The organism is Ornithinimicrobium carbonis, from assembly GCF_977012275.1.
The window spans coordinates 1,301,943-1,323,001 of record NZ_OZ348993.1 but is presented as its reverse complement, the minus strand read 5'-3'; the positions used below and the strand labels follow the sequence as shown (position 1 = coordinate 1,323,001).

Here is a 21,059-nt window from a genome sequence, read left to right as displayed (position 1 = left end):
CTTCGGGTGTTGCGGCAGGGGGGTATGCCGTCAGCTGAGGGTGCGGGTGAGGTCCGGGTCGGGGGTGAGGACGGCCTGGACGCCTGCCAGGTCGGCGGGGGTGGGGACGGCGCTGCCGGGAAGTGCGACGGCCGCGCTGCCCCAGCGCACGCCGGCGCCGACGACGTCGGCGGCGGACAGGCCCCGGCTGAGCGCGTCGAGACAGCCGGCCAGCAGGCAGTCGCCGGCGCCGACCGTGGACAGCGGCGCGAGGACCGGGGCCGCGGCGTGCACGACGGTGGTGGCGTCGACGAGCAGGGCGCCGTCGCCTCCGAGGGAGACGACGACCGTGCCGACGCCCCCGTCCACGAGGCCGCGCGCGGCGTCGCGCACGTCCCCGAGGGTGGGCAGCGCGTGGCCGACCAGCTCCTCGAGCTCCTCGAGGTTGGGCTTGATGAGGTCCGGGCCCGCGGCCACGGCCGGGTGCAGCGGGGCACCGGAGGTGTCGACGGCCACGAGCGCGCCCGCCTCGTGACCGCGCCGGACCAGCTGGGCGAAGAAGTCCTCCGGGGCGCCCGGGGGCAGGCTGCCGCAGCCGACGAGCCATCCGCGAGGGCCCTCGATGAGGGGGAGGGCGGTGGCCAGGAGCGCCTCGACGTCGTCCGGCCCGAGGACCGGGCCGGGCTCGTTGACCTTGGTCGTGGTGCCGCCCGGCTCCAGGAGCGCGACGTTCATGCGCAGGGTGCCGGCGACCGGAACCGGGGCGTGCGGCACGTCCGCGGCGGTGAGCAGCTCCTCCATGAGGTGGCCCTCCGGGCCGCCGGAGGGGAGGACCGCCACGGTGGGTGACCCCTGCGCCCTGAGGGCACGGGAGACGTTGATGCCCTTGCCGCCGGGGTCGATCCGGCTGTCGGTGGCGCGGTTGACCTCCCCGCGCTGCAGGTCCGGCACGCTGATCGAGCGGTCGATGCTCGGGTTGGGGGTGAGGGTGACGATCATGCGCGGGCGACCTCCGGGGCGTCGTCGGCGGCGCGCAGCTCCTGGGCGTGCTCGTCGTCGAGGGTGGTGTCGGTGACGAGCAGGTCCACCTGTCCGAGCTCGGCGAACCGGTGCAGGTGGACCTCGCCGACCTTGCTGGCGTCGGCCAGCACGACGACCCGGCGGGCCGCCGCGACCATGGCGGCCTTCACCTCGGCCTCCGCCTGGTCGGGCGTGGTGAACCCCCGCTCGGGGGTGACCCCGTTGGCCCCGAGGAAGGCGACGTCGACGCAGACGTCCTGCAGCGCGGCCCGGGCCCAGGGTCCGACGGCGGCGCCGGTGAGCCGACGGACCCGGCCGCCGAGCAGGAGCACGTCGACCTGGGGCAGCTGGCCCAGGACACCCGCGTGGGCGAAGGAGTTGGTGAGCACGGTCAGGCGGGTGGAGGTCGGAAGCAGCTCGGCCAGCGCCCCCGTGGTCGTCCCGGTGTCGAGCAGGACCGTCCCGTCGGAGGGCAGCTCGTCCAGCGCCCTCGCCGCGATCCGGCGCTTCTCCGCAGCCAGGTGCGACTGCCTGGCCTGCACCGTCGGCTCCAGCTCCAACCGGTCGGAGGGCAGGGCCCCTCCGTGCACCCGGCGCACCGACCCACGACGCTCCAGCGCCGTCAGGTCGCGCCGCACCGTCTCGGTGGTGACCCCCAGCTCCTGGGCCAGCGCCAGGACCTCGACCCGACCCTGGGCGCGGGCCAGCTGGGCGATGTGCTGCTGCCTCTCCTGCGCGTACATGGGACCTGCGACCTCCTCGTCGGCCCGCCCCGGATCGTCCGGGACGGTGGGTCCGGCGACGGGGAGTCACCGGCTACCTCCGAGTGTGCCCCACACAAATCCACACGGTCAAGAGCAAAACCACATTTATTTTTGTGGTTCTTCGCCCACCCCGCTGGCCCGCCGGACGAAGTCGGTGATCCCCTCGGCCTCCTTCACCCGGGTGGCCGCGCCGACGTAGGGCATGTGTCCGGTCTCGAACCAGGCGTGCTCGATGCGGTCCAGCGCCTGGTCCGGCAGCCGGAGGTGGGCGACCGTGTCCTGGGCCGCACCGAAGGGCGTGGCCAGGTCGTAGTAGCCGTACTCGATCCGCACGCGCAGGTGCGGGTTGGCCCTCATCACCCGCTCCAGCTTGTCGGTGACGGTGATCGGGCGGCCCTCGAACTCCTTGTAGGACCAGTGCTCGATGGCGTCGGAGAAGACCGCGTAGGGCAGGTCGAGCTCGGACTCCAGCTCGCCCCGCAGGTAGTGGTGGATCGCGGCGGCGTAGGGGCCCATGATGGCGTCGATCGAGGGGTCGGCGTCCATGTTCTCGGCGATGCCCGAGTGCAGCACCCCGGTGATGCGCCCGTCGATCCGGCCGACCGTGCGGCCTTCCTCCCGCAGCAGCTCGGTGCAGAAGCGCCAGTGCTCCGGACGCAGGTCGCACCGGAGCAGGTAGTCCTGCGACAGGCCGGTCAGCCGGGCGAGGTCGGCGGCCACCGAGGACCGCTCCTCCTCGGTGAGCCGGTTGCCGCGCGCCAGAGCCCAGCGGTAGTGGCCGGCGGAGAGCTCCTGCGCCTCGGCGACCACCTCGCCCAGCGACCGGCCGGGGTGCCGGCCGTGGAAGTGCGCGACCGCCGCGTACGTCGGCAGGTAGGAGAGGCAGGCCTCGTCGTGGCGCAGGTAGCGGAAGTCCTGCGCGGCGAAGTCGAGCACGCTGGAGATCAGCACCAGCCCGTTGAGCTGCATCCCGAACCGGCTGAACAGGTGCTCGGCGACCGCGACGGCCCGGGTGGTGCCGTAGGACTCGCCGCAGAGGAGCTTGGGGCTCATCCACCGGTCCTCGCGGGTGCACCACAGCCGGATCAGCTCGGCGACCTGCTCCACGTCCTTGCCGAAGCCGTGGTAGTCCTTGGCCTTGCCGCCCTTGACAGCGCGCGACTGGCCGGTCGACATCGGGTCGATGAAGACCAGGTCCGTGGCGCGCAGCGGGGTCTGCGGGTTGTCCACCAGCGCGTACGGCGGCGGGGTCGGGGCGTCCACCTCACCGGCGTCGACGATCCTCGGCCCGAGCACGCCCAGGTGCAGCCAGACCGAGCTGGACCCGGGGCCGCCGTTGAAGACGAAGGTCACCGGCCGGTCGTTGCGGTCGGCGCCCTCGGGCAGGTCGAGGGTGTATGCCGTGACCGCCAGCTCGGCGCGCGGCGTCCACCCCTGGAAGACGTCGTCCTTGACCTCCTCCTCGCGCAGCACGATCCGCCCGGTCCGGGCGGTGTAGGCCAGCTCGCCGTCGTCGGTGACCAGGGTGTGGTGGGTCTCGACCAGCAGGTCGCGCGGCTCCGGGTCCTTGCCGGCGTCCTTGCCGGCGTCCTTGGTGGTGTCCTCGGTCGTCCCGTCGACGGTCGGGGTCGTGGCGTCATCGCTCATGGGCACCGACTGTACGAGGCGTGACGTGGGCGCGCGGCAGGCATACCGTCGAGGGATGGAGTGGTTCGTCGCCGACGACGGATGGCTGGGGCGCGCGGTGCTCCTGCACGGGCTGGCCGCGCTCTACCTGGTCGCGTTCGTCGCGGCGGCCCGGCAGGGGCCGGCCCTGCTGGGGACGCGCGGGCTGACGCCGGTGCCGACCTTCCTGCGGCGGGTGGGCTTCCGGCAGGCCCCGAGCATCTTCCACCGGTGGTGGTCGGACCGCTTCTTCCTCGCGGTCTGCTGGGCGGGCGCGGCACTGGCCCTGCTCACCATCGTCGGGGGAACGGCACGGCTGCCGCTGCCCGCCTCCATGGCGGTGTGGGCGCTGCTGTGGGCGCTCTACCTCTCGATCGTCAACGTCGGCCAGCTCTGGTACTCCTTCGGGTGGGAGACCCTGCTGTGCGAGGTCGGCTTCCTGGCCATCTTCCTGGGCAACGCGGCCGTCGCGCCGCCGCTGCTCGTGCTGCTCCTGCTGCGCTGGCTGCTCTTCCGGCTCGAGCTCGGCGCCGGGCTGATCAAGCTGCGCGGCGACCCCTGCTGGCGCGACCTGACCTGCCTGCACCACCACCACGAGACCCAGCCGATGCCCGGGCCGCTGTCCTGGTTCTTCCACCACCTGCCCGGCCCGCTGCACAAGGTCGAGGTCGCCGCCAACCACGTCACCCAGCTCGTCGTGCCGTTCGGGCTGTTCCTGCCGCAGCCGGTCGCGGGGTGGGCCGCCGGGATCATGCTGGTCACCCAGCTGTGGCTGGTGGCCAGCGGCAACTTCGCCTGGCTGAACTGGCTGGCGGTCGTGCTGGCGGCGTCCGTCCTGCCGGACGCCTTCTGGACTTGGCTCCTCCCCGGCCCCGTGCAGGACTGGCTCGTGCCCACGCAGGGCGGCGCGACGTTATACCCCTGGGTGGTCGCGGTGGTCCTGCTCACCGTCCTGGTGGCGGTGCTCAGCTGGCGGCCGGTGGTCAACCTGCTCTCGCCGGGGCAGGCGATGAACGCCTCGTTCGAGCCGCTGCGGCTGGTCAACACCTACGGCGCGTTCGGCAGCGTGACGAAGGTGCGCCACGAGATCGTGCTCGAAGGCCTGTCAGAGGACGGGGTATGGCGCGAGTACGGGTTCCGGGGCAAGCCCGGCCTCCCGGGGCGCTGGCCGCGGCAGTACGCGCCCTACCACCTGCGGTTGGACTGGCTGATGTGGTTCGCCGCCCTGTCCCGCCGCTACGCCCACCCGTGGCTGCCCCGGCTGCAGCGGCGGCTGCTCGAGGCCGACCCGCCGACGCTGCGGCTGCTCGCGCACGACCCGTTCGGCGGTCGACCCCCAGGGGCGGTCAGGGCGGTGCTCTACCGTTATCGGTACACCACGTGGACGGAGCTCCGCGCGACCGGGAACTGCTGGCACCGAGAGCTCGTCGGCGAGTTCCTTCCACCGGTGGCGCGAGGCTGAGGAGCAGATCGTGGCGCACCGGCTGGTCGAGCACGTCGGCCGGGTCCGGCACGCCCTCGTCGCCGTCCTGCTGCTGGCCCTGGTCGCGGTGCCGGCCGCCTCCTCTGCCGGAACCACGCCGTTCCCGGCCTGGGCCTCGCCCGCGGAGCTGGACGCCTTCCTGCAGGAGCAGCACCGGGAGCTGCACCTGCCCGGCCTCGCGGTCACGGTCCTGCTCGACGGCGAGGTGTACCTCGAGGCGACCTACGGTGAGGCCGCGCCGGGCGGACCGCCGGTCACTCCGGACACACCCTTCGTGCTGGGGTCGACCTCCAAGCAGTTCACCGGACTTGCGGTGCAGCAGCTGGTCGCCGACGGCCGCCTGGCCCTCGACACCCCGGTGCGGACCGTGCTGCCCGAGCTGGGCGGCGGTGCCTGGTCGGGGGTCACCGTCCGGCACCTGCTCGCCCACCGCTCCGGGCTGACGGAGGAGGACGGGCTGGGGCAGTGGGGCCTGGGCGAGGTGCCCGGCTCGATCCAGGAGGAGGTGGGACGCCTGGCGGAGGTGACCCCGGCCGCGGGACCGGGCGAGCGCTTCGAGTACTCCAACGCCAACTACGACCTGCTCGGGGCCGTCGTCGAACGCGTGACCGGCCAGAGCTTCGAGAGCGCGCTGCAGGAGCTCGTGGCCGCCCCGCTGGGGCTGGAGGCCACCACGACCGACCTCGACCTGGCGCGGGAGCGTGGCCTGGCCGCCGGCCACTACACGGTGCTGCGGCGCTGGAACGTCGAGGTGCCTGGCCCGCTGCCGCCGGGTGCGGCCCCCTCGGGCTTCGTCACCTCCACGGCACGCGACCTGACGCGGCTGCTGCAGGCCCACCTCGACGGCGGGAGCGGCCTGGACGAGGCGGTCCTGGCCGCCGCCCGGGAACCGCTGGGGGAGGTGGTCGACCAGGTCGACTACGGCAGCGGCTGGTTCATGCTCCCGTTCTGGGAGCTCGCGGAGGACCCCGAGGCCCGGGACGAGGCGCAGCTGCCGACGGTGCTGGAGCACCACGGCGACACCACCCGGTCGATGAGCACGATCGCGATGGTGCCGGACCACGGTCTCGGGGTCGTGGTGCTGGCGAACACCGGCCGGGGCACGCACCAGACCCTGCAGCCGCGCCTGTGGGAGGAGCTGCTGCACACCCTGGTCGGCACTCCGGCTCCGGAGCGGGACCAGGACCTGCTCCTGGCGGCCACGCCCGTCCTCATGGTCCTGCTCCCGCTCGCACAGACCGGGAGCCTGGTGTGGCTCGTCCGCACGCGCTCCGTCCGTCCGGGTCGCTCCTCCGGGAGGACCGGTCGGGCGACCGTGGTGGTCGCAGGCCTGCTGACCGCGGTCGCGTCGCTGCTGGCCCTGGAGGTGGTTCCCGCCCGGCTCGAGGCGGGGCTGCTGGACACGCAGTGGTGGCTGCACGCCCCCGACCTGGCGGTCTCGATCGCCCTCGTGCTGCTGCTGGCCCTGGCGACCCTGGCCGTGCTGGTCGGCGTCGCGGCAGGTCGCCTCCGTCGGCGCGGCACCGACGACGCGCACCCCGTGCCCTCGGCGGGGCGCTGAGGAACCCCTGTGCTGGGATGGGCACCATGACCAACCCGCTCCTCGCTCCCTCGACCCTGCCCTTCCAGCTGCCCGACTACGCCACGATGACCGAGGACCACGTGCGCGAGGCGCTCGAGGTCGGGATGACCGAGCAGCTGGCCGCCCTTCGGGCGGTCGCCGAGGACACCGAGCCGCCCACCCTGGAGAACGTCGTGCACGCCTGGGAGCGCAGCGGCGCCACCCTGGACCGCACGCTCTCGGCGTTCTGGGTCGCCCGGTCGGCCGACACCACCCCCGAGCGGGACGCGATCATGGCCGAGTTCTCCCCGCGGCTGGCCGCCCACCAGGACGCCATCCTCATGGACGCCGCCCTCTACGCCCGGCTCACCGGCCTGCGCGACCGCATCGACGCCGGCGAGGTCGAGGCCGACGAGCAGGACCGGTTCTGGCTCACCGAGTCCCTGCGCGCCTACGAGCGCGGCGGCATCACCCTCGGGTCGGACGACCAGGCCCGCCTGCGCGAGCTCAACGCCGACCTGGCCGGGCTGACCACGCGGTTCGACCAGATCCTCGTCGAGGGCCGCAACGCCGCCGCCGTCCACGTGACCGACGAGGCCCGGCTGGCCGGCCTGGGCGAGGACGAGCGGGCCGGGCTGCGCGAGGCCGCCCAGGACCGTGGCCTGGAGGGCTGGGTGGTGCCGATCGTCAACACGACCGGGCAGCCGCTGCTCGACGCGATGGAGGACCGCGGGCTGCGCGAGGAGGTCTTCCGCGCCTCGGTGGAGCGGGGGCTCGGCCGGGGCGCGCAGGCCGACCACGACACCCGCGACGTGCTCGTGCGGATCGCCCGGCTGCGCGCCGAGCGGGCCACCCTGCTCGGCTACCCCCACCACGCGGCCTACGTCCACGAGACCAGCTGCGCGGGGGGCACCGACGCGGTCAACGAGATCCTCGCCCGCCTCGCCACCGGGGTCGTCCCGCTGGCGGAGCGGGAGGCCGACGCCCTGCGCGAGCGACTGCACACCCTCGAGCCGGAGGCGCAGCTGGAGCCCTGGGACTGGCAGTTCCTCGCCGCCCGGGAGGCCGCCGAGTCCGCCCTCGACCCGGAGAAGCTGCGCCCCTACCTGGAGTTCGAGCGGGTCCTGCACGAAGGCGTCTTCGCCGCCGCGACCGCGCTCTACGGCATCACCTTCGCCGAGCGGCCCGAGCTCGTCGGCTACACCGACCAGGCGCGCGTCTTCGAGGTGCGTCAGGAGGACGGCAGCACGCTGGGCGCCGTCGTGATCGACCCCTACACGCGGCCGACCAAGAAGGGCGGCGCCTGGATGACCTCGATCGTGGACCAGAGCCACCTGCTCGGCGACCAGCCGCTGGTCACCAACACCTGCAACGTCCCGCCGCCCGCTCCGGGTTCGCCGAGCCTGATGACCTGGGACAACGTCATCACGCTCTTCCACGAGTTCGGCCACGACCTGCACGGCCTGCTCTCCGACGTGCGCTACCCCTCGCGCTCGGGCACCTCGGTCCCGCGCGACTTCGTCGAGTTCCCCTCCCAGGTCAACGAGATCTGGGCCTTTCAGCCCTCGCTGATCCGGCGCTACGCCGTGCACCACGCCACCGGCGAGACCCTCCCCGAGGAGTGGGTGGACGCACTCGTCGCCCAGCGTCAGGAGACGGCGTACCGCACCCTGGAGCTGCTCAAGGCGATGCTGCTGGACCAGGCGTGGCACCAGACCCCGCTGGCGGAGCTGCCCGCCGACGGGTCGGGTGTGGAGGAGTTCGAGGCCGCCGCGCTGGAGCGGGCCGGGGTCGCCTTCCCGTTGGTGCCCCCGCGCTACCGGTCGGCCTACTTCCACCACGTCTTCGGCGGGGGCTACGCAGCCGGCTACTACTCCTACCTGTGGTCCGAGGTCATGGACGCCGACACCGTGGCCTGGTTCACCCAGCAGGGAACGGAGCAGGAGCCCGGAGGTATGACGCGCGCCGCCGGCGAGCGTTTCCGCCGCGAGCTCCTCGGGCGGGGCGGGTCGATCGAGGCGATGGAGACCTACCGGCGCTTCCGGGGGGCCGAGCCGGACCTGCGCCACCTGCTGGCGCGGCTCGGGCTGGACGAGGAGCCCGCCGCGTGACCCTCCGGTCGCTGGTCACCGTCTACGCCGCGCTCGCAGCGCTGGGCCTGGTGTGGTGGGTGAGCGACGACGGGCTGTGGTCCGTGATCTTCTTCGGTGCGGTCGTGACTACCGGCACGCTGCACGTCCTCGTCCGCACGCGGGGTCTGGGCCACCGGCGCCGGGGGGCCGGGCCGGGTGACCGAGGGGTGGCGGGGCAGGACCCCCACCGCTAGGGTCGGCAGCACCTGAGCAGGGAGGACCGGCATGGAGGCGTCACCGAGGAAGCTGCTCGCGGCCGGGGGGGCCGTCTCGCTCGTCGCCCTCGTGGTCTGGTGGGCCACCACCGGGTCGCTGCTCCCCGTGGCGCTCGGTCTGGTGCTGGTCATGGCGGTGGCCGTGGGCTACGTCTTCTGGAGCAGCCGGGCCGGCTCGGTCGCCTACGGCCAGGAGCGGGTCGAGGCGGGCGTGCGCCGGTCGTTCCCCCGGGACCCCACGCTGCCGCGGATGTGACGGCCGCCGGTTCACCCCCGGGCGGGTCGCTCTTCACTGAGGTCGGGTCGCAGCGACCACCATCGGCTTGCAGGGCGATGGTGGTCGCTGCGACCCGACCTCGCTGCCTCCGCCTCACCCGGCGCTCCCGGCACTCCCGGCGCTCCCGGCGCTCCCGGCGACCGAGGGTCGGCACTCGCATGCCGCGCGCAGAACGTCCGGCGCCCGTCGTGGTGAGGACGCACCGGCGTCCACCCGCCGGTGGGAAAGAGGCACCGACGTCCGTCGGTCAGCCGGTGATGTCCCGGGCCAGCGACGCGGGCATGTAGTCGTAGCGGACGAACTCCCGGGTGAAGCTGCCGGAGCCGTGCGAGACCGAGCGCAGGTCGATCGGGTAGCGGGCCAGCTCGTGCTGGGGCACCTCGGCCCGCACCACGATGTGCCCCTCGACCGCGGCCGGCTCGGTGCCCTGGACCTGGGCCCGTCGGCCCCGAAGGTCGGCCATCACCGGACCGACGAACTCGTCGGCGACGGTGATCTCGACCAGGTCGACCGGTTCGAGGAGGGAGACCGTGGAGCTGTTGGCCGCCTCCCGCAGCGCCGTGCCGGCGGCGTTCTGGAAGGCCATGTCGGAGGAGTCGACGGAGTGGGCCTTGCCGTCGACGAGGCGCACCCGGACGTCGACGCAGGGGTAGCCGGCGAGCACGCCCTCGGCGAGCTGGGTGCGCAGGCCCTTCTCGACCGAGGGGATGAACTGGCGCGGGACCGCCCCGCCGACGACCTTGTCGACGAACTCGAAGCCCGCGCCCCGCTCCAGGGGCTCGATCTCCAGCTGGACGACGGCATACTGCCCGTGCCCGCCGGACTGCTTGACCAGGCGACCCTGGACCTGCACCGGGCGGACGAAGGTCTCCCGCAGGGAGGTCCGCACCGGCTCGGTCTCCACCTCGACGTGGTGCCGTTCGGCGAGGAGCTGCAGCACCTCCTCCTGCTGGGCCGGCCCCAGGGTCCACAGGACCACCTGGTGCGTCTCCGGGTTGTGCTCCAGGCGCAGGGTGAGGTCCTCGCTGACCAGCCGCTGCAGGGCGCCGGCGAGCTTGTCCTCGTCCTTGCTCTTGACCGCCTTGATGGCCACGGGCAGGAGCGGGTCGGGCAGCAGCCACGGCTCGACGAGCGCCGGACGGTCCCCCGAGGAGAGGGTGTCGGAGGTCTCGGCCGAGGCCAGCTTGCTCACCAGGACCAGCTCGCCCGCGATCGCGGCGTCCCGCGGCTCGGCGCCGCCGGGGACCGGGCTGCTGATCTGTCCGACGCGCTCGTCGTCCTCGTCGTGGCCCGGGTGGCCGGGGACCTCGTGGCCCACCACCCACTCCAGGTGGCCGCTGACGTGCAACCGGTCGCCGGAGCGCAGGGTGCCGGCGAAGATGCGGACCAGCGAGAGGCGGCCGACGTAGGGGTCGGTCATGGTGCGGACCACCTGCGCCACCAGCGGTGCGTCGGGGTCGGCCGGAACGTCGAGGATCGTCTGCGCGTCGGGGGTGGTCACCGTCGGCACCCAGGACTGGTCGGGCGAGGGGAAGGCGGCCACGACGAGGTCGAGGAGCCAGGGCACACCGGTGCCGGTCGGCGGGTTGACCGGCACGATCGGGAAGAAGCGGGCGGTGGACACGGCCGCGCGCAGGTCGGTCCGCAGGCCCTCCAGGTCCAGCTCCTCCCCGGAGAGGTAGCGGTCCAGCAGCGTCTCGTCCTCGGAGGTCTCGATGACCGACTCGATGAGGGTGGCCCGGCGCTCCGCCACCTCGGCGGCCTCGTCCTCGGTGAGCTCGCGGCTGGCTCCCCCGGCGTCCACCCGGACCTGGTCCAGCAGGTCGACGATCCCGGACAGCTCCTGCCCCTCGAGCACCGGCAGGGCCAGCGGGACAGCGTCCCCCAGCAGGCGGCGGCACTCCGCGACCACCTGGTCGTAGTCGGCCCGGGCCAGCTCGAGCTGGGTAACGGCGACGAGCCGGGGGATGCGCGCACCCTCGCACTCCCGCCACAGCATCCGGGTGGCCTCGTCGATCCCGCTGCCGGCGGCCACGACGAAGACGACGGCGTCCGCCGCGCGCAGGCCCGCCCGCACGTCACCCACGAAGTCGGGACGACCGGGCGTGTCGACGACGGTGATCACGGTGCCGGTGGCCTCGTGCACGGTGCTCGCGACACCGAGCACGGTCGAGGCCTCCTCGGCCTCCTTGACGTGGCCCAGCTGACCGGTCGTCAGCTGCTCCAGCAGGGCGCTCTTCCCGGTCCCCTGCGGTCCGACCAGGACCACGTTGCGCAAGTGAGCCGGAGAGGCGGGAGGCGTGAAGGAACGGGCGCCGGTGCGGTTCATGGGGCCAACCTACGCCGGGGCCCGGGAGGGTGGCACGAGGGGTGCGGCGCCCTCCCGGGACCCCTGCCGCAGGGTCGTCGACGACGCCGCTCAGCGACCTCCGGTGGCGCGCGGACCCTTGGCGGGCTTGGAGCTCTTCACCCGGGACTCCAGCACGAACAGGCCTTCTTCGGTGCCGGTCACGACCACCTTGCCGTCGTCGAACCAGGGGTAGTTGCTCCAGGTTCCGGCGAAGGAGGTGTCGTCGTCGGCCGGGTAGACGTCGAACCAGCCGGCCTCCTTCATCCGGCCCTGGTCCAGCTTGTAGGTGTCGAAGATGCGCAGGCCGGAGGTGTAGTTGGACTCGAAGGCCAGGTCGTCCTTGATGAAGATGTTGTGGTCGATCGACGACAGCCCGCTCGAAGCTGTCCCGGTCAGCTGGGGGTCGTCGAGGTCGTGCATGTCGAAGATGTAGGTGGTCGTCTCAGCCACCGTGCCGAAGGCCTCGTCCAGCTCGTCCCCCAGCAGGAAGTAGCGCTGGTCCTCGGTGAACCAGCCCTGGTGGGTGTAGGCGGACGTCTCGTAGGGGATGCGGGCGATCAGCTCGATGCCCGCGGGGTCGGTGGCGTCGAGCACGGTCACGGTGTCCTCGTTGGAGGCCACGCACACCTCCCGGCCGACATGCTCCGCGTCGGGCCCCTGGTAGTCGACGCACTGGATGTCGTGCGTGTAGCCGTCGTCCCCGAAGCATCCGGCGACCTCCGGGGCTGCCGGGTCGGACAGGTCGATCGCGATCGGCCCACCGTTCACATCCTTACAACCCGCCACGGTGACCCCGCGGGTCGCCCCCACCACGTACGCCGTCGCCGAGTCCTCGTTGATCGCCAGGTTGTGCGCCTGCCCGAACCCGCCGAGCCAGCCGTCGTCGTCCCACGTCCGGGCCTCATCGACGCCGCGCAGCCGGGTCAGGTCGAAGACCTGCATGCCGTGGCCGCTGTTCTCGGACACGACGTAGGCGTGGTCGGCGTGGACCTTGACGTCCCGCCAGACCCCGCCGCTGCCGACCGAGGTGTGCGACGGCAGCAGGCCCAGCCACACCGGATCGTTCGCCACGGTGACGTCGACGAAGCCGGTGCCCTCGAAGAGGCCGACGAGCGCGTAGTCGCGCCCGGTCTCGGGGTCGGTCCACCCCCAGACGTCGTTGGCCCAGACGGACCCCATCTCGGTGAGCGGCAGGAAGGAGGACAGGTCGACCTTGTGGCAGGGGAAGATGCCGGCCATCTGGTCCTCGCAGCGCACGTCGGTCATCCGCTCCATGGGGACCCCGCCCGGGCTGACGTCCTCGACCACCCGGTCGAAGCCGGACTCCTTGCCGGAGCCGTCGTGGTCGGGGTGGGCGGTCGCCGTGCCCGCCGCCAGGCCGAGGGTGAGGGTGCCGACCGCCGCCAGGGCGAGGGCCGCGCGTCCGTTCCGGTGCATCGTCATCGTCGTTCCTTCCGGGAGGGGGTGAGGAGGACGACGGTATGGCGCGGGTCACGCCCGCAGGAGCAGCTTGACCAGATCCGAACGCAACCTTGACCGCGGCCTTACCGCCCGGGCGCACCCGTCTTGCCCGCGGCACCTGTGCGACGCCGGGGCCCCACGCCCGAGCGGCCCTCGTCAGGCGCTCGCCGTGTCACCGGACCGCTCGACCTCGACCTCCCGCGCGGCGTCACGCATGCGGTCGGTGAGGCGGGCGAGGTCGCGAAGGTCGCTCTCGTCCAACCGGTCGAGGATGAGCGACCTCATCCGGTGGACGGGCACCTCCAGCTCGGCCAGCACCGCCTCGGCCGACGTGGTGAGGCGCAGCAGCACCCGGCGGCGGTCCTGGGGGTCGTGCTCGCGCTCGAGCCAGCCCTTGGAGGCGATCCGGTCGACGATGCCGCTCATCGTGGGGGTGGACACGCCCACCGACTCGGCCAGCTGCTGCCCGGTGGCACCGGGCAGGGCGCGCAGCAGGGCGAGGACCTGCAGCTGGCGCAGGGTGAGGTCGGCGGAGGTGGCCACCGGGTCGACCCACCGCATGGCGACGGCGTGCAGCTCGACCTCGGCGGCGGCGATCCGCTCGCACAGGAGTCGTCGCTCCTCCGAGGTCGCCACCGGGGACGCCGGGCTCTGGGCCCTGGCTGTTGTCATGCCGGAGCACCTCCTGCGGGGCGGGGCCTGGCGGGTCGCCGGGCGCTGGACGGGCGGTGGACGGGGGGACTGAGACCTCTGTCCAACGTTTAGGGGGAGGCTAACCGTTGGCCGTAGGCTTGGCATCCTATGTCACGCCTCACGCTGTTCAGCGTCCGCAACCGGGCCCTCATCGCGCTGACCACCCTCTTCGCCGTGCTGGCCGGCCTGTGGTCGACGGCGACGCTCCCCCGCGAGCTCTTCCCCTCCCTGCAGTTCCCGGTGCTGGCGATCACGACCGCCGTGCCCGGTTCGGGCAGCTCGGTCGTCGAGGAGCAGGTCACCGAACCGCTCGAGGTCGTGGCGCAGGGCCTGCAGAACGTCGTGGAGGTCACCTCGACGAGCACCGACGGCTTCTCCTCCGTGGTCGTCGAGCTGGACTACGGCACCGACCTGGGTGCCGCCCAGACCTCCCTCCAGCGGACGGTGCTGGCCGCCTCGACCGGACTGCCGGAGGGCGCCGAGCCGCAGATCTTCGCGGGGAACCTCGACGACTTCCCCATCATCCAGCTGGCCGCCGTCGGCGGGCAGGACAGCGACCCCCAGGACCTCGTCGACCGCCTCGAGCGCCTGGTCCTCCCGGAGATCGAGGACATCGACGGCGTCCGCGCGGTCACCCTCTCCGGCGTCGCCGACCGGGTCGTCACGATCGACCTCGACGAGGAGGAGGCGGTCGAGGTCGGTGCCGACGTGGCCGCGGTGGCCCAGCTGCTCCAGGCCAACGGCGTGGTGCTCCCCGGGGGCACGGTCCTGGACGGTGAGCGCGAGCTGCCCGTCCAGGTCGGCTCCCGGCTGACCTCGGTCGAGCACATCGCGGCCCTGCCGCTGCTGACCCAGCAGACCGCCGGCGCCCGGCAGGCCGCCGCCCAGCAGGAGGCTGCCGCCGCCGAGGCCGAGAGCGCGGCCGAGGAGGCGGGCACCGCGGCCGAGGAGGCCGCGGCCGCCGCGCAGGCAGACCCCACCGACCCGGCCCTGGCCCAGCAGGCCGCCGCCGCGGCGGCCGCCGCGGAGCAGGCCGGCGCAGGCGCCGAGCAGGCCCGGGCCGCCGCCGACGACGCCGAGGAGGTGGAGGTCCCCACCCTCGGGGACGTCGCTGAGGTGACGCTGGAGTCGCGGGAGGCGACGGCATACACGCGCACGAACGGGGAGCCGAGCGTGGGTCTGGCGATCACCAAGACCCCGGACGGCAACGCCGTGGACGTCTCGCGCGCCCTGGCCGACCTCGAGGAGGAGGTGGGCACGGCGCTCGACGGCGGGGAGCTGATCACCGTCTTCGACGGTGCGCCCTTCATCGAGAAGTCGATCGAGGACCTGGCGACCGAGGGCCTGCTGGGCCTGGGCTTCGCCGTCCTCGTCGTGCTCGTCTTCCTGCTCTCGGTCCGCCTGACGCTGGTCACCGCGGTGTCGATCCCGCTGTCGCTGCTGCTGGCGCTCATCGGGCTCCAGGCGCTGGGCTACAGCCTCAACATCCTGACGCTGGGGGCGCTGACCATCTCCGTGGGCCGGGTGGTGGACGACTCGATCGTGGTCGTCGAGAACATCAAGCGCCACATCTCCCGGGGCGACGAGCGGCGCACCGCCGTCGTGGAGGCCACCCGCGAGGTCGCCGGCGCGATCACCTCCGCCACGGTGGCCACCGTGGCGGTGTTCCTGCCGCTGGGCTTCGTCACCGGACAGGTCGGCGAGCTCTTCCGGCCCTTCGCGGTGACCGTGGCACTGGCCATGCTCGCCTCGCTCCTGGTGGCCCTGACGATCGTCCCGGTCCTGGGCTTCTGGTTCCTGGGCGGCCGGGGCCGGCACGGCGGGCGCGAGCGGGTCGGCGACGCCGACGACACCGACGCCGACGACTCCCCCGACGTGCTGCAGCGGGCCTACCTGCCGGTGCTGCGCACCGCCCTGGCACGGCCGTGGCTGACCCTCGGCCTGGCCGGGCTGCTGCTGGCCGGCACCGCCTACACCGCCACCCAGCTCAAGACCGACTTCATCGGCAGCTCCGGGGAGAACACCCTGCAGGCCACGCTCACGCTGCCGACCGGCACCCAGCTGGACCAGACCGACGAGGAGGCCGCGCGCGTGGAGCAGTGGCTGGCCGAGCAGGAGGAGGTGGAGTCATACCAGGTCGTCGCGGGCAGCCCGGGCGGGATCGAGGCGGTCTTCCTGGGCAGCGGGGCCAACACCGCCACCTTCGCGCTGACCCTGGCCGAGGGGGTCGAGGGTGAGGCCTTCGGGGCGACGATGGCCGCCCGGTTCGAGGAGGACCTGCCCGAGGGAGCCTCGCTCGTCGCCGCCGCCGGCCAGCAGATGGGCACCTCCAACCTGGAGGTCGTCGTCCAGGCCCAGGACGAGGACGACCTGCGGGCCGCCGCCGGCCAGGTCACCGAGGTCATGGGTGACGTGGGCGCCACCGACGTGACGAACAACCTCACCGACACCGTGCCCGCCCTGCGGGTGGAGGTGGACCGGGCGGCCGCGGCCGAGGTCGGGGTGGTCGAGTCCCAGCTGGGGCAGGTCGTCCAGGCGGCCACCGACGGGGCGCGGGTGGGCCGGGTCGAGCTGGACGCCCAGCAGATCGACGTGCTCCTGCGACAGGGTCAGGCTCCGGACGTCGAGGCGCTCGCCGCGCTCGAGGTCGCGACCGACACCGACGGCGAGGCGGTGGTGCTCGGGGACGTCGCCGCGCTGGAGACCGTCGAGGAGGCGGTGTCCATCACCCGGATCGACGGGCTGCGGGCGGCGACGGTCGAGGGCCGGCCGACCGGTGACGACCTGGGCGCCACGAGCGCCCGGCTGACCACCGCGCTGGAGGGGCTGGACCTGCCGGAGGGCGTCCAGGTCGAGGTCGGCGGCGTGAGCGCCGAGCAGGCCTCGGCGTTCCGGTCGCTGGGCCTGGCGCTGCTCGCCGCGATCGCGATCGTCTACCTGGTCATGGTGGCCACGTTCAACTCGCTGGTGCAGCCGCTGATCCTGCTCGTGTCGGTACCGTTCGCGGCGACCGGGTCGATCGCCCTGCTGCTCGTCACCGGGTTCCCGCTGGACGTGGCCTCGCTGATCGGGCTGCTCATGCTCATCGGGATCGTGGTCACCAACGCCATCGTGCTCATCGACCTGGTCAACCAGTACCGCGACCGGGGGATGGACCGCCACCAGGCCGTCGTGGAGGGGGCCCGGCACCGCCTGCGGCCGATCGTCATGACCGCCGCCGCGACGATCCTGGCGCTCACCCCGCTGGCGCTGGCGGTCACCGGGGGCGGGGCCTTCCTGTCCCAGCCGCTGGCGCTGGTGGTGATCGGCGGCCTGATCAGCTCCACGCTGCTGACGCTGATCCTCGTGCCCGTGCTCTACGAGCTGGTCGAGCGGGGCGCCGCCCGGATCGGCGGAGCCCGGCAGTCGCGGGACCCGCGGCAGGCCTGAGGGGGCCGGTCACGGCATACCCGGGGTATGCCGTCAGGGCGCGGGTGGGCTCCCGGCACGCCGGTCGTCGGGGCCGCCCGGGTCCTCCGTCACCACGGTCGCGCCCTCGCCCTCGCGCACGTCCTGGGTGGACGCCGTCGAGTTGTCGGCCGGGCCCTGCGCGGGCGGGGGCGTGGTCGTGCCCGCACCCACCGTGGGCGCGGTCGCGCCGTCGCCGGCGTCCTCCTTCGGCATGATCGCGCTCTCGCTCGCCGGCACGACGCCCTTGCGGACGACGAACGGTTCCTCCCGGAAGGCCATGACCAGCATCGGGACCATGGCGAAGACCAGGACGAAGACCGGCAGACCCATGACGGTGATGACCTGCTGCAGCGAGGCGAGCGCCTCGTCGCCGCCGAGGACGATGAGGCTCGCCGCCACCGCCCCCTCCGAGACGCCCCAGAACACCCGCTGCCGGGTCGGGCCACCCTCGGCCTCGCCGGAGCAGAGCATGTCCACGACGAGCGAGGCGGAGTCGGAGGAGGTGGCGAAGAACAGCGCGACCACGACGATCGCGATGCCTGAGGTCAGGGTGGCGAGCGGGAAGTTGTCGAAGAAGGCGAACATCGCCAGCGGCACGCTCTCGGCCACCGCCGCCGAGAGGTCGCCGCCGCTGCCGCCGATGCCGTCGAGCTCCATCGCCGACCAGCCGAAGATCACGAACCACACCAGGGTGAAGAGGGACGGGGCCACCATGACGCCGCCGATGAACTCACGGATGGTGCGGCCCCGGGAGATGCGGGCCAGGAAGATGCCCATGAACGGCGACCACGTGACGGTCCACGCCCAGTAGAAGACGGTCCAGCCGCCCTGCCAGCCCCAGCCGCCCTCCTTGGAGAAGTCGGCCGTGGCGTCGTTCCAGAAGCTCAGCCGGACCACGTCCTGCAGGTAGTAGCCCAGGCTCTCGATGATCTGCCGCAGCAGGAAGACCGTCTCCCCGGCGAAGAGCACGAACAGCATGAGGCCGACCGCGGTGAGGATGTTGAGGTTCGACAGGCGCTTCACACCCTTGTCCAGCCCGGCGACGATGGAGGCGGTGGCCACCAGGGTCAGGACCGAGATGATGACGACCCGCAGCCAGACGGCGTCCTCCAGGCCGGTGAGGGAGCTCAGGCCGGCGCTGATCTGAGAGGTTCCCAGACCCAGCGACACCGCCAGGCCGAAGATCGTGCCGAGAACCGCGAAGACGTCGATGGTCTTGCCGGCCGGCCCGTGGATGCGCTCCTTGAGCAGGGGGTAGAACGCGGAGGAGAAGCGCAGGGGCAGACCCTTGCGGTAGACGAAGTACCCGAACGCCAGCCCCGGGAGGGTGAAGATGGCCCAGGTGTGGATGCTCAGGTGGTAGAGCGAGATGCTCATCGCGCTGCGCGCGGCCTCGACCGAGTAGGGCTCGACACCGGTGAACGGCGGGCTGGCGAAGTGCGACATCGGCTCGGCCACGCCCCAGAACATCAGGACGGTGCCGATGCCGCCGGCGAAGAGCATCGCGAACCAGGACAGGTTCGTGTAGGCCGGCCGGTCGTCGTCGTCGCCGAGCCGCAACGACCCGTAGCGGCTGAAGGCGACCCAGATGAGGAAGACGACCCAGCTGGTCACCCCGAGGATGAAGAACCAGCCGAGGTGGGTCACGACCCAGTCGCGACCCTGGCCGAAGATCTCCCCCAGCGGGCCGGGGAAGGCCAGCAGCAGGATGAGGATGACGATCATCAGTCCGGCGGACCAGAAGAAGATCTGCGGGTTGGTCCGGAGGCCGAGCCTGCGCGCGAGTTCGTCCATGCCAAACCACCTTTGCGTACGCGCCGCCCCTTGTCCACCGTCCGATCGGAGCGGCCGACCCGTCGACCTCGACGAGCGTCACCGCTGCCTTCAGTCTCGGCACGGGCGCGCCACGGACCGAGCCGGTGGTCCGGCTCAGTCCGTGGCGGGGATCTCGTACCAGCCGTCCGGCCCCGCCGTCCCGGCCGCGTACTCCTCCATCGGCACCTCGTCCGCGCGCCAGGCGTCCAGGACCGGCTCGACGATCCGCCACATCTGCTCGGCCGTGTCTCCGCGGATCGACAGCAGCGGGTTGCTGTCGAGGATCCCGCCGAGGACCTCGCCGTAGGGCTTCATGCGAGGCTGGCCGAGCGGCGTGCCCAGCTCCTTCTGCTCCAGGTCGAACGGGTCGCCCTCGGCGTTGACCGAGATGTCGAGGGCCACCGCGCCCGGGCGCAGCTCGAGCTTGAGCCGGTCGGGAGCACCGCTCTCGGTCAGGCCGTCCGGGATGTGCGCCGGGGCACGGAAGGTCACGGTGATCTGCTTGTTGTCGTCCCCGAGGGCCTTGCCGCTGCGGAGCACGAACGGCACGCCCGCCCAACGCTGGTTGCGCACGTGGACGATGAGCTGGGACAGGGTCTCTGTCCCCCGCTCCGGGTCGACACCCTCCTCCGCGGTGTAGTCGGGCACCTCACGGCCCTCGATGGTGCCGGCGGTGTAGCGGGCCCGGCGCGAGGCCGTCACGGGGTCGCCGCCCCACAGTGCGGTCGCCCGCAGCACCTGGGCCTTGAGCGAGCGGATCTCGTCGGGGTCCATGCTGGCCGGCGACTCCATCGCGAACATCGCCAGCACCTGCAGGAGGTGGGACTGGGTCATGTCGGTGAGGGCGCCGGCCTTGTCGTAGTAGCCGGCCCGGCCCTCGAGCGCGAGCGACTCGTCGTAGCAGATGTCGACCCGCTCGATGTGCTCGGCGGTCCACAACGGCTGGAAGATCCGGTTGGCGAAGCGCAGCCCGAGCAGGTTGAGCACGGTGTTGACGCCGAGGAAGTGGTCGATCCGGAAGATCTGGTCCTCGGGCACGACCTTCCTCGCCTGCTCGTTGAGCTGGATGGCGGTCTCCAGGTCGTGGCCGAACGGCTTCTCCATGGCCAGCCGGGTACCCTCGGGCAGGTCCATCTCGGCCAGCAGCGCGCACACCCCGACGGTGACCTGGGGCGGGAGGGCGAAGTAGATGACCAGGCCCCCGGGCACGTCCGCGACCAGCTCCGTCAGCTGCTGCGGGTCCAGGGCGTCGGTCTGCTGGTAGCGCGCAGCACCCACCACGCGCTCGGCCACCTCCTCCTGAACGTCGGCCTCCTGCAGGGAGTCGGACACGCGCTGCTTCCACTCCTCCTGGCTCATCTCGGCGCGGTCGGCGCCCAGGACGACGACGTGGCGGTCGGGCTCGATCCGCAGCAACGAACCCAGGCCGGGCAGGAGGAGCCGGCGGGTCAGGTCTCCGGAGGCGCCGAGGATGACGAGGGTCGTGGGTGCGTCTGCCATGGCGCACAGTGTGGCACCGAGGAACGGGGGACGGCGCGTCGGCCGATATCCTGGGAGGTGCGATGGGCACCGTGACGGCTAGCCAGGGCCAGTTCTTCTGGGAGGGGCACGGCTTCCTCGTCGCCTACCTCTTCCTTTTCGCGGTCGCCATGCTGCGCGGGCAGGCCACCTACTGGCTGGCGCGCGTCGTCACCGAGCAGACCCTGCGGCGCACCCGCCCCACGGAGGGCTGGAAGGCCGGGGTGCACCGCTGGCTCCGGGGCGACGGCGTGGCGCGGGGACGCAGCTCCATCCAGCGGTGGGGGCTGGTCACGATCCCGCTGGCGTACCTGACCGTGGGGTTCCAGACGATGGTCCTGGCCGCCGCCGGCATGCTGCGGATCGCCTGGCCCGTGTTCACCCTCGTCCAGGTCCCGGGGGCGCTGGCCTGGGCGGGGATCTACAGCACCATCGGGTTCGCGCTGTGGGGTGCCACGATCGCCGCCATGGCCGGTCAGCCCCTCGCCCTGGCGGCCCTGCTCGCCCTGGTGGTGGTCGTCGGAACGACCCTGGCCGTGCGGCGACGGCGCCGGGACGCCACCCCTGCGGTCGCCGAGGACCGGCGGACACCGCTGTCGTGACACGCCGGTCGTCCGGACGACCGGTGTGTCACGGGACTGCCGCGTCAAGACAGCGGAGGTCCCTGCGTTCGGAG

Annotated in this window: 15 protein-coding genes; 7 read left to right on the top strand and 8 right to left on the bottom strand. The window is 72.8% G+C overall.

All coding sequences use genetic code 11. The features are described from left to right. Window positions 1-30 precede the first annotated feature (30 nt). The 3 genes from pfkB to ACWHYA_RS05940 all read right to left on the bottom strand — a co-directional run bounded on the left by pfkB (window position 31) and on the right by ACWHYA_RS05940 (window position 3,410). Window positions 31-978 (bottom strand): 1-phosphofructokinase, encoded by a 948-nt coding sequence (gene pfkB / locus ACWHYA_RS05950; RefSeq protein ID WP_425942355.1) that lies wholly within the window; start codon window positions 976-978, stop codon window positions 31-33. Then, the gene (locus tag ACWHYA_RS05945) at window positions 975-1,742 is read right to left on the bottom strand and encodes a DeoR/GlpR family DNA-binding transcription regulator (protein WP_425942356.1); all 768 of its coding nucleotides are present in this window, start codon (window positions 1,740-1,742) and stop codon (window positions 975-977) included. Before ACWHYA_RS05945 ends, pfkB begins: the two co-directional genes overlap by 4 nt. 126 nt (window positions 1,743-1,868) lie before the next feature. Further along, on the bottom strand, window positions 1,869-3,410 hold the full coding sequence (locus ACWHYA_RS05940; RefSeq protein WP_425942358.1) for a S10 family peptidase: 1,542 nt from the start codon (window positions 3,408-3,410) through the stop codon (window positions 1,869-1,871). Between the two features lie 55 nt (window positions 3,411-3,465). Between ACWHYA_RS05940 and ACWHYA_RS05935 the strand changes: the two genes are divergently transcribed. From ACWHYA_RS05935 to ACWHYA_RS05915, 5 genes are read left to right on the top strand one after another with little or no spacing between them, the layout of a single operon-like run. Beyond that, a complete protein-coding gene (locus ACWHYA_RS05935) occupies window positions 3,466-4,890 on the top strand; it encodes a lipase maturation factor family protein (protein WP_425942360.1) in 1,425 nt (474 codons plus the stop codon). Window positions 4,891-4,900: 10 nt separating this feature from the next. Next, window positions 4,901-6,472: a serine hydrolase domain-containing protein gene (locus ACWHYA_RS05930; RefSeq protein ID WP_425942362.1), complete on the top strand. Its 1,572-nt coding sequence runs from the start codon at window positions 4,901-4,903 to the stop codon at window positions 6,470-6,472. A gap of 26 nt (window positions 6,473-6,498) precedes the next feature. Next, window positions 6,499-8,583: a M3 family metallopeptidase gene (locus ACWHYA_RS05925; protein WP_425942364.1), complete on the top strand. Its 2,085-nt coding sequence runs from the start codon at window positions 6,499-6,501 to the stop codon at window positions 8,581-8,583. Further along, complete coding sequence (locus ACWHYA_RS05920; protein ID WP_425942366.1) at window positions 8,580-8,798, top strand: hypothetical protein; 219 nt, start codon at window positions 8,580-8,582, stop codon at window positions 8,796-8,798. Before ACWHYA_RS05925 ends, ACWHYA_RS05920 begins: the two co-directional genes overlap by 4 nt. 31 nt (window positions 8,799-8,829) lie before the next feature. Continuing rightward, a complete protein-coding gene (locus ACWHYA_RS05915) occupies window positions 8,830-9,075 on the top strand; it encodes a hypothetical protein (RefSeq protein WP_425942368.1) in 246 nt (81 codons plus the stop codon). Between the two features lie 268 nt (window positions 9,076-9,343). Here ACWHYA_RS05915 and ACWHYA_RS05910 read toward each other — a convergent pair whose 3' ends face one another. The 3 genes from ACWHYA_RS05910 to ACWHYA_RS05900 form a co-directional block, all read right to left on the bottom strand. Further along, window positions 9,344-11,425 (bottom strand): elongation factor G, encoded by a 2,082-nt coding sequence (locus ACWHYA_RS05910; RefSeq protein ID WP_425942370.1) that lies wholly within the window; start codon window positions 11,423-11,425, stop codon window positions 9,344-9,346. A 90-nt stretch (window positions 11,426-11,515) separates the two neighbouring features. After that, window positions 11,516-12,889: a choice-of-anchor B family protein gene (locus ACWHYA_RS05905; RefSeq protein ID WP_425942372.1), complete on the bottom strand. Its 1,374-nt coding sequence runs from the start codon at window positions 12,887-12,889 to the stop codon at window positions 11,516-11,518. Between the two features lie 174 nt (window positions 12,890-13,063). Next, the gene (locus ACWHYA_RS05900) at window positions 13,064-13,579 is read right to left on the bottom strand and encodes a MarR family winged helix-turn-helix transcriptional regulator (protein ID WP_425942374.1); all 516 of its coding nucleotides are present in this window, start codon (window positions 13,577-13,579) and stop codon (window positions 13,064-13,066) included. Between the two features lie 129 nt (window positions 13,580-13,708). On the opposite strand from ACWHYA_RS05900, the gene ACWHYA_RS05895 reads away from it, so the two are divergent. Next, a complete protein-coding gene (locus tag ACWHYA_RS05895) occupies window positions 13,709-17,029 on the top strand; it encodes an efflux RND transporter permease subunit (protein WP_425942376.1) in 3,321 nt (1,106 codons plus the stop codon). A gap of 33 nt (window positions 17,030-17,062) precedes the next feature. Here the strand turns inward: ACWHYA_RS05895 and ACWHYA_RS05890 are convergent, their stop codons facing one another. Next, window positions 17,063-18,844 (bottom strand): BCCT family transporter, encoded by a 1,782-nt coding sequence (locus ACWHYA_RS05890; RefSeq protein ID WP_425942378.1) that lies wholly within the window; start codon window positions 18,842-18,844, stop codon window positions 17,063-17,065. Window positions 18,845-18,979: 135 nt separating this feature from the next. Next, complete coding sequence (locus ACWHYA_RS05885; RefSeq protein ID WP_425942380.1) at window positions 18,980-20,365, bottom strand: glucose-6-phosphate dehydrogenase; 1,386 nt, start codon at window positions 20,363-20,365, stop codon at window positions 18,980-18,982. Window positions 20,366-20,427: 62 nt separating this feature from the next. Here ACWHYA_RS05885 and ACWHYA_RS05880 point away from each other — a divergent pair, with 62 nt between their 5' ends. Next, complete coding sequence (locus tag ACWHYA_RS05880) at window positions 20,428-20,985, top strand: DedA family protein (protein ID WP_425942382.1); 558 nt, start codon at window positions 20,428-20,430, stop codon at window positions 20,983-20,985. The last annotated feature ends 74 nt before the right edge of the window (window positions 20,986-21,059 follow it).